This window comes from Levilactobacillus sp. LN180102, from assembly GCF_050106635.1.
In the GTDB taxonomy this organism is placed as follows: Bacteria; Bacillota; Bacilli; order Lactobacillales; family Lactobacillaceae; genus Levilactobacillus; species Levilactobacillus brevis.
In genome coordinates, this window is sequence record NZ_JBNIIX010000016.1 from 1 (window position 1) to 15,946 (window position 15,946).

The 15,946-nt window shown below is 46.2% G+C and carries 16 protein-coding genes and 1 other annotated feature; all 16 genes read right to left on the bottom strand.

What is annotated here, in order from left to right; all coding sequences use genetic code 11:
- Positions 1 to 189 precede the first annotated feature (189 nt).
- Positions 190 to 1,323 (bottom strand): recombinase RecA, encoded by a 1,134-nt coding sequence (recA, locus tag ACP4IT_RS09620; protein ID WP_043023201.1) that lies wholly within the window; start codon positions 1,321 to 1,323, stop codon positions 190 to 192.
- Between the two features lie 93 nt (positions 1,324 to 1,416).
- Positions 1,417 to 2,667 (bottom strand): competence/damage-inducible protein A, encoded by a 1,251-nt coding sequence (locus ACP4IT_RS09625; protein ID WP_011667974.1) that lies wholly within the window; start codon positions 2,665 to 2,667, stop codon positions 1,417 to 1,419.
- Positions 2,668 to 2,722: 55 nt separating this feature from the next.
- A complete protein-coding gene (gene pgsA, locus ACP4IT_RS09630; RefSeq protein WP_172757648.1) occupies positions 2,723 to 3,310 on the bottom strand; it encodes a CDP-diacylglycerol--glycerol-3-phosphate 3-phosphatidyltransferase in 588 nt (195 codons plus the stop codon).
- Between the two features lie 61 nt (positions 3,311 to 3,371).
- Positions 3,372 to 4,277, bottom strand: coding sequence for a helix-turn-helix domain-containing protein (locus ACP4IT_RS09635; protein WP_011668110.1), 906 nt, complete (start codon positions 4,275 to 4,277; stop codon positions 3,372 to 3,374).
- A 113-nt stretch (positions 4,278 to 4,390) separates the two neighbouring features.
- Entirely contained in the window at positions 4,391 to 5,680 is a 1,290-nt protein-coding gene (yfmH, locus tag ACP4IT_RS09640; protein WP_011668111.1) for an EF-P 5-aminopentanol modification-associated protein YfmH, read from the bottom strand.
- Complete coding sequence (gene yfmF / locus ACP4IT_RS09645; RefSeq protein ID WP_011668112.1) at positions 5,658 to 6,953, bottom strand: EF-P 5-aminopentanol modification-associated protein YfmF; 1,296 nt, start codon at positions 6,951 to 6,953, stop codon at positions 5,658 to 5,660. The genes yfmH and yfmF overlap by 23 nt, the downstream gene beginning before the upstream one ends.
- A gap of 132 nt (positions 6,954 to 7,085) precedes the next feature.
- Positions 7,086 to 7,928 carry an amino acid ABC transporter substrate-binding protein gene (locus ACP4IT_RS09650; RefSeq protein ID WP_011668113.1) on the bottom strand — a complete coding sequence of 281 codons (843 nt, stop codon included), beginning with the start codon at positions 7,926 to 7,928 and terminating at the stop codon, positions 7,086 to 7,088.
- 12 nt (positions 7,929 to 7,940) lie between these two features.
- Complete coding sequence (locus ACP4IT_RS09655; RefSeq protein ID WP_015473536.1) at positions 7,941 to 8,576, bottom strand: amino acid ABC transporter ATP-binding protein; 636 nt, start codon at positions 8,574 to 8,576, stop codon at positions 7,941 to 7,943.
- 18 nt (positions 8,577 to 8,594) lie between these two features.
- Positions 8,595 to 9,236, bottom strand: coding sequence for an amino acid ABC transporter permease (locus ACP4IT_RS09660; RefSeq protein ID WP_011668114.1), 642 nt, complete (start codon positions 9,234 to 9,236; stop codon positions 8,595 to 8,597).
- Between the two features lie 182 nt (positions 9,237 to 9,418).
- Positions 9,419 to 9,646, bottom strand: a binding site (T-box leader).
- Positions 9,647 to 9,699: 53 nt separating this feature from the next.
- Positions 9,700 to 10,506, bottom strand: a complete 807-nt coding sequence (gene minD / locus ACP4IT_RS09665) for a septum site-determining protein MinD (protein ID WP_011668115.1) — start codon at positions 10,504 to 10,506, stop codon at positions 9,700 to 9,702.
- Positions 10,507 to 10,508: 2 nt separating this feature from the next.
- Complete coding sequence (locus ACP4IT_RS09670) at positions 10,509 to 11,180, bottom strand: septum site-determining protein MinC (RefSeq protein WP_011668116.1); 672 nt, start codon at positions 11,178 to 11,180, stop codon at positions 10,509 to 10,511.
- 18 nt (positions 11,181 to 11,198) lie between these two features.
- Positions 11,199 to 11,726, bottom strand: coding sequence for a rod shape-determining protein MreD (gene mreD / locus ACP4IT_RS09675; RefSeq protein WP_011668117.1), 528 nt, complete (start codon positions 11,724 to 11,726; stop codon positions 11,199 to 11,201).
- Positions 11,727 to 11,739: 13 nt separating this feature from the next.
- Positions 11,740 to 12,591, bottom strand: coding sequence for a rod shape-determining protein MreC (mreC, locus tag ACP4IT_RS09680; RefSeq protein ID WP_015473534.1), 852 nt, complete (start codon positions 12,589 to 12,591; stop codon positions 11,740 to 11,742).
- Positions 12,592 to 12,672: 81 nt separating this feature from the next.
- Complete coding sequence (locus tag ACP4IT_RS09685) at positions 12,673 to 13,677, bottom strand: rod shape-determining protein (RefSeq protein WP_011668119.1); 1,005 nt, start codon at positions 13,675 to 13,677, stop codon at positions 12,673 to 12,675.
- Positions 13,678 to 13,829: 152 nt separating this feature from the next.
- Positions 13,830 to 14,492: a JAB domain-containing protein gene (locus ACP4IT_RS09690; protein WP_011668120.1), complete on the bottom strand. Its 663-nt coding sequence runs from the start codon at positions 14,490 to 14,492 to the stop codon at positions 13,830 to 13,832.
- A 39-nt stretch (positions 14,493 to 14,531) separates the two neighbouring features.
- Entirely contained in the window at positions 14,532 to 15,854 is a 1,323-nt protein-coding gene (locus tag ACP4IT_RS09695; protein WP_011668121.1) for a bifunctional folylpolyglutamate synthase/dihydrofolate synthase, read from the bottom strand.
- Positions 15,855 to 15,946 lie beyond the last annotated feature (92 nt).

Genomic DNA, 15,946 nt, shown 5'->3' on the forward strand with positions numbered 1-15,946 from the left:
GGAAAAACTTTGTTTTTCGTATTCAGATTGAATTTAAAATCAGAGTAAAGAAAAGGAACCCCGTTCGCAAGTGAACGAAGTTCCACATAAATCCTCCATCAACACCCGTTGACAAAGAGCCCTTTAAATTTAAAAGATTGTCAAAAACCTCTAAGATCGATTAGTCGGTCTTAGAGGTTCTGGTCATGATTATTTAGTTGATTTGTCTGGTGCTAACTCAATCTGACCAGGAGTAACATCGGCCGGTTTATCTTTAGCCTTTGTCTTCCCTTTATCCTTGTCTTTAGGCGCATCAGTCTTCGTCTCAGTTGCTTTAGTCGCTGCGGCTTCTTCATCGCCAACACCGTAAGCAGCCCGGACACGTTGATTAACTTCGGCCATCATATCTGGATGATCTGCCAAGTACTGTTTAGCATTCTCTCGACCCTGACCAATTCGGTCTTCACCATAAGAATACCAAGAACCGCTTTTATCAACGATATCTTTTTCAACCGCCATGTCGAGCAATTCACCGGTTTGTGAGATTCCTTGCCCGTACATGATATCAACCTCGGCCCGTTTAAATGGCGGCGCAACCTTGTTCTTAACGACCTTGATTCGCGTCCGGTTACCGATAACATCCGTGCCATCTTTAATCTGTTCGGCCCGTCGTACCTCTAACCGCACTGTCGCATAGAATTTCAGTGCCCGGCCACCTGGTGTGGTCTCTGGATTACCAAACATCACACCAACTTTTTCCCGAATCTGATTGATAAATAACGCGATTGTCTTCGTTTTATTGATAGTCCCAGATAGCTTCCGTAAGGCTTGTGACATCAACCGGGCTTGCAGACCCACGTGAGCATCACCCATTTCGCCTTCAATTTCAGCACGTGGCACTAAGGCTGCCACGGAATCAACCACGACAATGTCAATCGCACCACTGGAAATCAAGGCATCAGCGATTTGCAAGCCTTGTTCCCCAGTATCTGGCTGTGACAGCAATAAATCATCAATGTTAACCCCTAATGCCGTTGCATAGGCTGGATCCAACGCATTTTCAGCATCAATATAGGCGGCTGTTCCACCACGTTTTTGGACCTCGGCAACTGCGTGCAGAGCAACGGTCGTCTTCCCAGAAGATTCTGGACCATAAATTTCTACAATCCGTCCGCGAGGGTAACCGCCGACACCCAAGGCAACGTCAAGTGCTAACGAGCCTGATGGTACGGTCTCAACTTCGAGGTTACTATTGTCCCCTAATCGCATAATCGAGCCTTTACCAAAGTCTTTTTCAATCTTCTTCAGCGCTTTATCCAGCGCCGCTTGTCGTTCGTCAGCCATTGAGAACCTCCTTAATGGATCAATATTCAAGTAATACTATACGGGTTTACTAACTAAAAAGCAAGCAAAAGCAGAACAAAAGTTCCCCTTTTTTTATTTTACTTTTTGCAATGTTCGTCGCAACCAGTCCAACCCGGTCAAGACACTCCGTTCCCGAATTGCCGATCGCGTACCCGTCAAATGTAACAGTTTTGCCTGTGGTTGTTGTCCCCGTTGCGCTAAACCTAACCAGACTGTTCCAGCCGGTTGGCCTTCCAAGGCGTCCGGGCCAGCAACTCCTGTGAAGCTCAACGAAAAATCAGTATCCAGCCGTTCTCGAGAACGTGATGCCATTTCCTTAGCTGTGGCCGCACTAACCACACCATCTTGATCAATCGTGGCCTGCGAGACTCCCAATAAGTCATGCTTGGCACTGGCCGCATAGGTGACAAAACCACCAGGGAAAACCGCCGAAACACCGGGAACACTTCCCAAGGTACTTTGAAATTGACCGGCCGTTAAGCTCTCAGCAGCCGTAATGGTCAATTGACGGTCAATTAGTGTCTGAACCACCACTGCCGCCAATGAATTATCATCACCATAACCATAAAGATAATCCCCTACGCGGGCCTTAATCGTCGCCGTTAAGTCATCTAAGAGGCGTTGCCCTTGCATCTCATCCGGGGCCTGTGCGGTTAAACGTAACGTTACTTCATTAACTTTAGCATAAGGAGCGATGGTCGGATTAGTCTGCTGGTCAATCAGATCACTCAGTTGAGTGACCAATTGACTTTCGCCGATGCCAAAGAACCGAAGTACCCGTGAAGACAAGTACTCACTTCGTGGATATGTTTGCTTCAGCAGGGGTAAGGCTTGCTCACGAAACATGGGTTCAGTCTCACTTGGTGGTCCCGGTAATAGCATGATGTCCGCACCATCAGGATCTTGATAAAAAGCTCCCACAGCTAACCCCGTCCGATTTGCTAAGGGTTGACTGCCTGCTGGATATAAAGCTTGTAGGCGATTATTAGGCGTCATCTCACGGCCATTGATAGCAAACCGGCGACGAATCTTAGCCATTGCCAACGCATCTTCAACCAACTTTACGCCTAACAAGTGAGCGACCGTTTGTTTTGTCAAATCATCTTTGGTCGGTCCTAATCCCCCACTAATAATCACTAAATCGCTCCGCGAACGGGCTTGTTCAACAACAGCCGTTAACCGGGTTGCGTTATCACCTACTAGAGAATGGTAATACACCTCAATCCCAGCTTCCGCCAGTTCGCGCGCAATGAAGGCAGAGTTCGTATCCACAATTTGCCCGAGTAAAATCTCTGTACCAACCGCAATAATTTCTGCTTGCACTTGAATCCCTCCCGATGATGCCTTAGTTACTTCCGCAAAAAGTTCCCGTTAGTTTTTATTCCGCTGAAGATTCCGCAAAAACTTGTCGGTTTTGAACAAAGTAATCAATTCCCGAGTAAATCGTGAAGAATAAGCAAATGTAGAAGAATGTCAACGCCATTGGGAAGTGTAGCGTACTAAAGCCGATGTTATTCAATAATAGCAAAATAATCCCGACCATTTGAGTCGTGGTTTTTATCTTACCTGGCCAAGCTGCTGCTAAGACTTGACCACCCGTTTCAACCACGATTAACCGTAAACCAGTGACGGCTAGTTCGCGACAGACGATAATGGCCACTCCCCACGCTGGCACAGTGTTCATCGAGACTAACAAAATAAAAGCCGTCATAACAATCATCTTATCTGCCAGCGGATCTGCAAATTTGCCGAAATTCGTTACCAGATGCTGCCGCCGTGCAATCTGCCCATCTAAGAAATCAGTAATCGAAGCCGCCGCAAAAACAACGGCGCCCCAAATTTGCGCAACCGGAATCGCCGTTCCTAGCCACGTAACCGTTCCCCAATTCAAAGGCAAAACCAGTAACAAAATAAAGATGGGAATCAAAATAATTCGAACAATAGTTAGACGATTGGGTAAATTCACAACAATTCCTCCTTATAAATAAAAAAGCGTACCGGTCGCAACGGACCGACCCGCTTTCTGGTTACTTCAGTTCCAACGTCACAGTTTGTACTTGAGAAGACGTGGTTGTACTTGAACTAGATGCACTACTGGTACTGGTTGATGAGTTGAAGTTAAAGCTCTTGCCATCAATCTTTACCTTAGTTGCCGGTGCATTACCAAACTTAAAGGTCACACTCGTGGCTGAGCTTGGAATCGTTAACGAATGTGAGGTTGATGTCGACAAAGTCCCTTGCCAAGTTGTTGCCCCACTAATTGTTACTGACATCCAAGCGCTACTCGTAGCTGACAAACTAACCTTTGGCTTGCTTGACGCATTCTTTAGTTCCCAAGTTGAGCCAGACGTCGTTGAACTCAGTTTCTTAAAGGTTGCTGTCTTAGCCGCCTTCTTTTTCGAAGAGCTCTTTGAAGAAGATGACTGACTGCTACTGCTACTCGTCTTGGTACTGCTACCCGAAACGCTAACCGAGCTACTATCAACATTATCCTTGGTGCCTGAATTACCATTATGCGCGGCCGCCACCCAAATTCCGACTAAAACCACTAACACCACAATGACAATGCCAATTACGGGAATTGTCCGGCGTAACTGAACATAACGATCATCAACTTTACGCTGTTGTGATCGGGTTTCTGGATTACTTTCATTGACCTTATCAACGTATTCTTGCGTCTGTGTACTAGGAAGCGTACTGTCAAATTGTTTCAGCAGCTCAGCACCATCCAAGTCAACCATATCAGCATACTGCTTGATAAAGGCCCGAACATAAAAATCGCCGGGTAACTCATCAAAGTTCTGATCTTCAATCGCAATCAAATAACGCTTTTGAATCTTAGTTGCTTGTTGCAAATCATCTAAGGTAAACCCCTTAGCAATTCGCGCATCCCGCAGCGTCTTTCCCAAAGTTACTTTGCTGTTATCACTCATGATTTAATTCTCCACCTGTTCAAAATTTCTCTATATGCAGTATAGCATAGGCACCGCCTCAATTTCAGCGACAGCACCTAGAATTCAGGATTTAACGGTTTCTTAACCTCCGTTTACGGCAGAATCGTGTAGACCGTCCGCTGACTAGCCGCTAAAAATGCCGCTAAGGCCTGTTGCACATCTGCAAAGGTCAACTGCTCCAAAATCGTCAGTTCATCAAAAATTGTCGTACCACCGAACAAGGGGCCATCATACTGATTGGCAATTGCCTCAACCGAGTTAATTGCACCAATCAAACGGCCAATTGCCTCGCGTTTGACGAGATCAAATTGTTCCTGAGCCGCAACCAGTTGCGCTGCTGCATCATCTAAAATTGCCGTTAATTCACTCACAAAGGTCTCCGGATGATCCGTGTCCCCTGCTAGTTGAGCAAAATGTGCGCCCCGTTGGACTTGGAAGTCATAGCCAAAACTATCATCAATAATGTTAGCATCATATAAGCGTAAATAGTGATCACCCGTGTCGTTGAATAATAGATCCAATGCTAATGACACAGCGGCACTATAGTGCAATCCAGCGCGACCAGCGGGAACCTCATCGTACCCCCGCAGTCCAATGCTAACCTTTGGCCGCGTGACCGTTAGATGCCGCGTCGTTTGGGGGACAATTTCAGCCGCGGGTGTTTGCGGTGATGCTACGCGCTGAATGGGCTCATTAGGTCCAAACGTTTTGCGTGCTTGATTAGCCGTAATCCAGGCCAGCACAGTTTCTGGCTCCAATTGACCAACGATTACCAAGCTCATATTGCTCGGATGATAAAATGTCTGATAGGCCGCATACAAATCATCCGCCGTGATTTGGGCAATTGACTCAACGGTTCCCGCAATATCAATGTGCAGCGGCTCGCGTGGATATAACTGGCCGATCATGCCAAAGTAGCTTTGCCACCCTGGATCATCATCATACATTTGAATTTCTTGACCGATAATCCCTTTTTCCTTGTTCACAGTTGCCGCGGTGAAATACGGTTCTTGGACAAAATCTAGCAAAATATCTAAGTTTTCTCGAACGTGATTCGTGGTTGAAAACAAATAGCTAGTTTGCGTAAAACTCGTAAAGGCATTCGCGCTTGCGCCATATTGTCCAAATAAATCAAACGCATCGTGATCCTCTTTTTCAAATAATTTATGTTCCAGAAAATGGGCAATGCCATCAGGGAACCGGACCGCCTGCTGCTGACCACGCGGCACAAATTCATTATCAATGGCACCATAGTTTGTGGTCATAACCGCAAAAGTTTTATGAAAATCGGCCTTAGGAATCAAGATAACTTTGAGACCATTTTCGAGTGTGGTTTGATACACCGTCTCGCCTAGACGACTATACGCGTGTTTCGTTAGCATCACCGGTCTCCTTTCCATGTAAACAATAAGTTGCCTGTAGACTAACTTGCTGCGCTACACGTTGCACGTCAGCCACGGTCACTTGCGCCAATTTTTCCTGCCAATGCGTTAAAGGCTCTTGCAAATGCGTTAAACCACTGTTTAAGGCTCCCGTCAATTGCCGTTGCGGACTATCTAAACTGGCAAGTCGGGCATTCAATAAGCTTGCTTTAACTTCGGCCAAAAGTTCGGCCGACAATTTACCAGCTTGAAGGGCTTGCAACTGCTCCGTCACAATCGCAATCACCCGCTCTTGATTCTGTGCCTGAATCCCGGTCTGCACCGTCAACGCACCAGTAAATGGATTGTAATCACTGCTAGCATAATAGGCTAGACTGGCTTTTTCTCGAACATTGGTAAACAGCAACGACAGCGGTGTGCCACCGAAAGCCGCATTAAAGACAACTGCCGGTAAGAAGTCAGCATCTGACCGATAGATCGGTAACTGGTAAGCCAGATTTAACTTAGCTTGCACAACTGGTGCCTCGTCGTCTCCCGCCTGAACCTGCGAGCGAGCCGTCCAACGATAGTAGGGCTCAGTCGTTGGTTCAAGTCGCTCCGCCAATGGCCAAGCCGCTAATGCCGTTGTCACACGTTTCTCACTTACATTGCCAATGACCGCCACGTGAACGGCATCGTGCGCCAACATCTCGTGATAAGTCGCCAAAATATCATTCGCAGTCAACTCACCTAACGTTGTCACATCACCCAAAGCACTCATTGCTTGCGCTGGTTGTCCCGTAAATAAGAGTTCCTGCAACCGTCGATTGGCCAGATACTGTTTATCATCGTCTAACGACTTGATAGCGGTCAACAAATTTTGGCGTTGTTGCGTAAACGTTGTGGGATCAAAGTTACCGTTGGGTAATAACGGCGCGAATAAAACGGCCTGTAGTAGCGCCATGCCACGTTCAAATAAGGGCATCGTATCCTGATATTGTTCTAAATACTGTTCATCAACGACGGAACACGTCAAGCGAATCACGTGCTTAGTCCCCAACTTCACCACACTGATCCCAAAACTGGCACCGTATAATCGTGAGAGCTGACGCGCTAATGCTGTTTGGGTTGGATACTCGGCCGTACTGGTTTCCAACACTTGGGCCAGCAACGCCCGAGCCGTAATGGCCGTCGCCTGTAAGGGTGCGACAAAGTCCACTTTAATGCCAATTGTCTTAAATTTTTTCGTGGGTAACAAATCCAGTGTTACCCCATCTCGTATGCGAACGTGCACGCGTCATGGCCTCCTCTAGTAAAATACTAATCGGTGTTTAATTTTAAGGGAACCACGACATAAATACAAGCAACCGACCACAGAAAAACACAATGATTTCCCAACAAGCTGGGCATCATTGTGTTTATTGATCTATTTTAATAGTGGCGTGTCAACGTTGCTACCAAACCATTTTTCATTAATTTTCTTTAACGTCCCGTTAGCCGCCAACCGCTTTAACCCCGCGTTAATCTTGTGCCGCATTGTCACATCACCTTTACGCATTCCCACCGCAAACTTTTCCTTGGGTAGTGCGCCGGTTGTGACACGATAATTTTCAGGGTGAGCCTGGTGCTTAATATAATAGTTGGCGTACGTACTATCTATCAACAACCCCTGAATCCGACCAACATTCAAATCAATGAAGGCATTCGTAAAGGAATCATAAGTAACTGCCTCGTGATTTTTAATCCGATTCTTCAGTAACTTCGGATACGTGTCAATATCATTGGCCCCCGACGATCCGGTCTGAGCCCCTAAGACTTTGCCTTGCATATCGGCAAAGGATTTAATCTTATTTTTCTTCAGTGTCACTAAGACCTGATCGTTATACAAATACGTGTCAGAGAAAGCCGCTTGTTTCTGGCGTTGCGGTGTGATTGAAAAACCGTTCCAAATCAAATCAATCGTCCCATTATGGAGCTCCGTCACATTCATGTTCCAATCAATCGTTTGAAAATCAACCTTGATGCCATACAGTTTAAAGACAGCCCGGGCCAAATCAATATCATACCCGACTAACTTACCACTCTTCTGCCGAAACCCCATCGGCACGAAGCTATCATCTAATCCAACAACTACTTTCTTTTGCTGCTTAACTTTAGACCAAGTATCCGCCGTATTAGCTCGTTGGGTCACGGTTCGACAGCCCGCCAAAAGTCCACTTAGTCCAATGCAAACGGCTAAGAGTGCCCAAATTCGTAATCCTTTTTTCATTTAAGCACCCTCCTAACTCTTGGCTTCAACCCGTAACATCTGATCCGCAATTGCTTCGGCAAATGGGATATCATGGGTCACGACGATCTGGGTAATTCCCTCATCTCGCAGTTGAACAATAATCTGTTGCACTTCGCGGCGAAGATCTGGGTCTAACGCCGACGTTGGTTCATCATAGCATAACAATTTAGGTCGCATCGCTAAGGCCCGTACAATGGCAACCCGTTGCTTCTGCCCACCGGACAATTCATATGGGTACAAATCAGCCTGATCAGCTAAATTCAATTGTGCCAATAAAGTTTGAGCCGTTTCATTGGCTTCAGCCGCTGACTGTTTGAGCACCATAGTGGGAGCCAACGTCACATTTTGTCGGACTGTTAAATTAGGGAAAAGTTGATAATCCTGAAAAACAACCCCGATTACTGCGTCATTGTCCCGATTAGTTGCTGGATCAAAAGGCTGTCCATCCAGCAAGAACTGACCACTATCAACCGTTTCAAGCCCGCTGATACACCGTAGTAGCGTTGTTTTACCAGCGCCTGAGGGCCCGACAATGGTTAAGATTTTACCATCCGTTACGGTCAAGTTCAGATTATCCAGAATGGTCTTACTACCAAATTTTTTTGTAATTCCTTTAAGCTCTAACATACTGTGACCATCCTTTCATTAACGCCAGTAACTATAGTGTTTTTCCAACCGTTTCAAAACAATCGTGCAAACCGCCGTGAGTAGCAAGTAAATCACACCAACTAGAACCAACGGTACCAAGGTCACATCACGCGACATGGCAACATTACCTGCTCGTAATAAATCACCCAAGCCAATAACATAAACCAGTGAAGAATCCTTGATTAAGTTAATAACCTCATTTCCAATTGATGGCAAAACAATTTTGACCACTTGAGGAATCACAATTCGCCGTAACGTTTGCCACCGAGTCAGTCGTAACACTCGAGCACTCTCGTACTGTCCCACTGGAATAGCCTGTAACCCACCCCGGAAGATCTCGGCAAAGTACGCCGTATAGTTCAAGATGAAAGCAAATAATGCCGCATCATAACGCTGGAAAACAACCCCAATGATCGGTAACCCGTAAAAAACAAAAATTAATTGCAATAACAGGGGTGTTCCTCGCATCAACCACACATAGATATTAATTAACCAAGTCAAGGGTTTAAACCGCGTGGTCATTCCCAAGCCGACTAAAATTCCTAATGGAATCGCCACAATAATCGTCCAAAAGAAAATGGATAACGTCATGCCCGTTCCAGAAACCAATGATGGTAAAATCTCATTTACGTAGTGCATCTAATTCTCCTCCTTCTAACAACTAAAAAACGCCCCCTTGAGATTGAAATCTCAAGAGGGCGTTTGAACGCGGTACCACCTCATGCTTTCGACGAACTCACGTCACGCCGACTCACGGAGTTCCCCGTTTCTCACTGTGATTTCATCGGTGAAATAAAAAAGTCCTCTTAGGTCCAAAGACCTAAGAGGACGATCACATCGTGGTTCCACCTCTGTTTGTTGACACATCACTGCGTCAACCTCAGCGAGTTGCAAGCAACTCCAGCGATAACGGGCTAACCCGGACCATTCTACTTCATTCAAACGGCCAACTCACAGATGTGTTTCGCCAAATTAAGACCGCTTCTTCCCATCAACCGAAGCTTTCTGATGACCCTTAATTCAACTACTCTTCTGTTCACTGTCTTTTTTCTTTCGTTGACAGTATCCTACGATTTTTATTGGAAACTGTCAAGTGCTTTTTTTAGCCGCGGTGAAACCAACTGCTAACTCGATGCCAAAAACCGGTATCTTCTTGCTCTTCAATCTTCATTAAAGGCACCGTCTCGCCTTCCAAGCGACGGGCAACATTCCGATACCCTTGACCAGCCGGATTTTCAGTTTCCATCACAACCGGTTCCCCTTGGTTAGAGGTCGTGATGACAGCATCGTCATCAAAAATAATTCCCAGGAGTTCAATGCCCAAATGGTGCGTGATTTCATCAATATCCATCATTGACCCATCTTGCATCATATTGCGGCGAATACGGTTGATCAGCAACCGTGGTGCTTCTGTCAGGGGATGTTGTTCCAGTAATCCCACAACTCGATCGGCATCACGGACAGCTGAAATTTCCGGCGTCGTTACGACAATCGCGGCATCAGCACCAGCAACTGCGTTCATGAAACCCTGTTCGATTCCCGCTGGACAGTCAATCAAAACATAGTCATATTCTGGCTTTAATTCATCCACAATTTCTTTGACCTGTTCAGGTTCCAAAGCTGTCTTATCGGTATTTTGAGCAGCTGGCAACAAATAAAGCTTATCATCAAACCGCTTATCCTTAACCAACGCCTGCGGTAATTTAGCCCGGCCTTCCGCCACATCCACAATATCATAAATGATTCGGTTATCCAGCCCTAAAACCACGTCCAAATTCCGTAAACCGATGTCTAGGTCCATTAAGCACACCCGTTTACCCATTAAGGCTAAAGCCGTGCCAATGTTGGCACTCGTCGTTGTTTTACCAACGCCACCCTTACCGGAGGTGATCACAATTGCTTTTCCCATTATTAAATTCCTCCAATCTGGTTGTACAACTTCGGATTGATTTTCTTCAAGTTCGCTAATTTACCGAACGTCAACACGTGTAAGTCATTGACGTGGGCAATTGTTTGTTGTGAGTCGCTCAATTGTCCTGGTTCAACAATCTCAAACTGCTCAGCAATTCGAACCTGTTGGGCATTTTGTAAGTTTCCCATAATCAATTTTGATTCATCATCGGGATACCCCGCTTGCAAAATCCCGGCGACATCCCCCATTGAGAAGATATTCCCCGTTGTCCGCAGTTTACCACCTTCATGAATCTTGCCTAAGAACAGAACGTCACCAGTCATGGCAACCTCCTGCCCATTACGAATCACTTTACTCAGGAGATGAACATTTTCACGCTCACGTAGCTGAACCGCATCAGCGATCGTCATAACATTTGCGGCAATTTTATGAATTTCAAATCGCGGATATTGGGCGATCAATTGCTCAATTCGAGCCTTCTCATCCGCCGTCAAAATTCGATCTTCTGTCAAAACATCCAACGAGACTTTCGACGCTGCTAACGCCTGCGGATCTACCTTGAGATTTTCTAGTAATGCTTTTAAATCGACCAAGATCTGGTCCAGACTCGCTGATTGCTTTAAGACCAAGTCATAGCCGTTTTGCGTTCCGCGTAATACGGCAGCCTGCATAGTGTTCGTTCCCTTCACCTATTTTAACCAATTATACACCCAACGAATGGGGAAATATAAGATGACAAACATTGCCAAATTAAACGCCAGTGTTGGCCCTAAAGTATTCACCAAAAAGGCATTTCCCGAGGCATCATTGAGGTGCATCGCCCGGCTCGCTAAGTACCCCAAGGCTTCCACGACTGTAATGTCAATGAAATAGACCAAGAGACCACTCAAAAAGTTCGGTCGAATCCAACTCACTAGTCGACGCGTCATGTAGATGACCAACGGAAAAATAAAGACGTATAGACCAAAGATCCCAGTGTAATAGAGATCAAATACGGCCCCCGCCACTGCTGCCCATCGCGCCAACGGCATCGAAAGAGCACTATCTGCTTCAAAAATAGCGCCACACACTAACCACAACACCACTAAATGACTAACCATGGTTGATGGTGTTCGAAATAACTGAACGCTAAAAACTTGGCTAACAGTCCCATCTATCAATAACCAAAAGAATAAGCCGATGGGGAAGCCAAAGCGTAACTTTGATAATCGATACACGACTAATCCCCCTCTACGACTTCGTCACAGCAACCGTCACAATATTTAGGTCACTGAGATCAGTAGCTGGTGTAATGTAGAGTTTCGTGGATAACCCGTAGTCATCTCCAGTTGTCTTGGCAACTTTCCCCACATACAAGCCCTTGGGTGTTAGCCCACCTAAACCACTGGTAACGACCTTATCACCCTTGCTGATCTTAGCTTTGGTTGTAATGTTATTCATGGTAATTTGACCAGTTGCGGCCTTATACCCACTTAGAACACCATTAACTGTCTTGCCAGACTTCGTCGTAATTGAAACGGCAAAGCGATTAGCAGAGTCATTATTATCGGTGATTAATTCCACTTTCGAGTTGGTTTTATTAACTTCGGCAACCCGGCCAATTAAACCAGAGCCAGACATAACCGGCATGTTCTTTTGAACACCAGCAGACGCCCCTTTATTAATCACCACTTGATTTTGCCAAGATGATGGTGTCCGCGTAATAACCGATGCCGTTACCGCTGTGTAATCCGTTAACGAGTTATTTAGACTAACTTCTTTTTTCAGCTGTTTGTTTTCTTTGGCCAGTGTTTGATCACGTACTTTAGTCTGAGCCAACTCGCTGACTTGTTTTTTCAGTTGTTGGTTTTCTTGATACGTATTCAACAATTCAGAAATGGAACTAACTGAACCACTCAACCCATTACTAGGAATTGCCACAACCCGATCGACTAAACCAACAATATCATTACCAAATTGTTGCACCAACGGCGGCGTCGATTTCTTGTTACGGATAGCAACAGACACTGTCATCAAAGCAAAGCTGACAATCAAGCAAACGATGATAATCACTAGTCGCCGATTGAAAGAAAATTTCTGCATGTTTGACCTCCATTTTTCGGGTACGCCCTTAACGACATACCGTCACAATAAAGAAGCGGGAAGCTGCCTTCCCGCTAGTCCCTATTTTTTCTTCATGACATCGATACTCTTTAATGATTCACCAGTACCAGCAGCCACACAATCCAATGGGTCACTTGCAATGGAGACCGGAACTTTGGTTGCTTCCGCAATTACTTCTGATAAGTTTTTCAATAGCGCACCGCCACCAGTTAACACAATCCCATGATCAATCACATCGGCTGCGATTTCTGGTGAAGTTTCTTCAAGGGTTTCCTTGATTGCTGTAATCACATCTTGGACGGGCTCTTGAATTGCCTTAGCGACATCAACCGCCGACACTTCAACGGCTTTGGGCAGACCTGTAATCAAGTCACGTCCACGAATCGTTGCGCCCTCAATCTTCTCAGCTGCCTCAACTGATGCGGAACCAATGTCCATCTTCAGCTTTTCAGCAGTCCGTTCACCGATTAACAGGTTAAAGTTAGACCGCACATAAGTTGCAATCGCATCATCTAACTTATCACCCGCTACCCGAATCGAACGGCTAGACACAATGCCCCCTAGGGAAATCGTTGCAACATCGGTAGTCCCACCACCCATATCAACAACCATGCTTCCAGTTGGGTCCATTACGGGCAAGCCAGCGCCAATTGCCGCAGCAAATGGTTCCTCAATCACATAAGCATCGCGCGCACCGGCAACCCGAGTGGCGTCAATCACTGCTCGTTTTTCAACTTCCGTTACACCGCTAGGCACACAAACCATGACATATGGCTTACCGCTTGAACGACCAACTGTTTTTTCGATGAAGTATTTCATCATGGCAACCGTTGTATCGTAGTCGGCAATCACACCATCTTTCATTGGCCGAATAGCCACAATGCTACCCGGTGTCCGGCCGATCATTGCGCGTGCGTCTTCACCGACGGACACAATTTCTCCGGACTTTGTGTTCTTGGCGACAACAGAAGGTTCACGAAGAACGATTCCCTTACCGTCAACGTAAACAATGGTATTGGCGGTACCTAAATCGATTCCAATATTTTTCGTTCCTAATCCGAACACTATGTTTCATCCCTTCATTGTCAACAAAATTTTAATGGATTTTTGTCTTATTCATTGATAGACGTATTATAACATACCTATCTACGTGAGAACACGTCGTCAATGTCAAGAATACCGAACTTTTAATGAGAAAGAAATACCTAAAAGTGATTTTAATTAGTTTTTAAAGGTTCTATCCTTTTTTCAACCGTTTTCGGTAAAATTCCGGCTTCCTTAAAACTAAAATAGCTATGCAGTCCCACCACAAAGCCATCCAATAGCGGAATTCCCATTAACTGTCCGCAGGCCGCTAACCGTTGCATAAACGCGCGATCACTAGTGGATGGTTGTGGCTGCCCACTCGGATGATTATGGGCCACAATTACTGTTGCAGCGCCACTCATCACCGCAACCCGGAAAATTTCTCGGGGATGGACGGGACAACTATTGAGCGTCCCCTGAAAAACGGTTTGTCGTTCGATAATTCGGTGTTGGGCATCCAGCGCCAATACCTCTAGTTGCTCCTGCAATAGGTAACGTAAGTCATCCATCAAGACTTGTCCCAGCTGACTGCTTGCCAGAACTTCACCTAAAATGGGCCGGGGTGCTTTTTCGGCCCACCGCCCTAACTCAATGGCTGTCAACAAAGCCTGACGTTGTCGATTTCCACTAATATAAGCCCGTTGCTGGCGATGACTGGCATACCGCACAGCGGCTACACTGTGAAAATACTGAAAAAAGCGCTGTCTTTCACTGGCGTGTGCTAGTCCCAAGCTGACCAATACTCGGCCGACCAATTGCGGTTCTGTTTGTGTCGTTAATTGTACCCGTTGCATGCGCCTCACCTCTTACAGCTTAGCTCCGCACTTATTGGCTTACGACGCGTCTGTTTCCTTAAAATAATGTCGAACTTCAGAAATAAAATACAAGGAGCCCGTGAGTAGCACAACATCCTCAGCAGACATGGTTGCCAGGACTTGTTTCAAGGCACTCGGCCAATCCGGCGCTGAACTTAATCGCTCGTGTGTCGTCGCTGCTTGTTCTAAGGCATCAGGACTGGCAGCCTGCCGTTTACCCGGCCCCTGAAACTGCGTCACAACCACATGAACGTTGGGGACCTGTAAGAGAGTCTTCACCATCTGCTGGTACTGCTTATCGGCCAAAATTGCCAGAATCACATAAACCTCTCGATCACCAAAGTGTTGACGCAAAAGTTGGGCCATTTCCACCATTGCTGGCTCATTGTGGGCACCATCAATCACCATCAGTGGTTGCTCATTCACCCGTTCAAAACGACCGGGCCACGCCGTGTGACTCAGCCCCTGTCGAATGGTGGTCACACTCACTGGCAATTGACGTTGCTGGTGATAGACCAGAAAAGCCGTTAGAGCCGTCGCGGCATTATCAATTTGATATTGCCCCAGTAAGTCGATTTGCAAATGTTGCCATCGATTCGTTTTAAACGCAAAACCGAAGCGCTCGCCCCACTGGTCATGTGGTTGATTGGTCACCTGAAAGTCTCGACCTAATGCAACTATCATGGCTGATTTAGCAGCCGCCGTTTGGTCCATCACCGCTAATGCTTCGGGTGTCAAGCGACCACAGATAACGGGGACTTGTGGTTTAATAATCCCGGCCTTTTGCGCGGCAATCTCGGGAATGGTATCACCCAAAATTTTCATATGGTCTAACCCAATTGTGGTAATCACGCTGACTGCCGGTGTGATGATATTGGTGGAATCATACAAGCCACCCAAGCCAACCTCAACAATGACCATATCCACGGGGTGCTGGGCAAAGTAGCAAAACATCAGTGCTGTATCAATTTCAAATTCAGTCGGTCCATTCTCGGCCAGTTCTTGATCTAACTGCGCGACAACCGGCTGAACCTGTTGCGTCATCGCCACTAAGTCATCATCACTGATGGGAGTGCCATCCGTACTAATCCGTTCGTTAAAGCGCGTGATGAACGGTGAGGTAAACGTCCCCACCGTCTGCCCTTCTGCCATGAATAAGTCACGTAGAAATGCGACAGTCGACCCTTTACCATTGGTGCCCGCCACATGAATCATGGTTAACTTTTCCTGTGGGTTGCCTAGTCGCCGCATAAATTCGCGCATTCGATCGAGTGTCGGCTTTTTTTTGAAGCGATCCCGTCCATGAATAAATTGTAATGCTTCAGCATACGTCGTTATCAAAATCTACCCCTCCCGCATAATCACTGTGTTTAAGTGTAGCAGATTTTGCCCAAAATAAAACTGGGTTGGCCCGTCTCCGATGTGGAAACGAC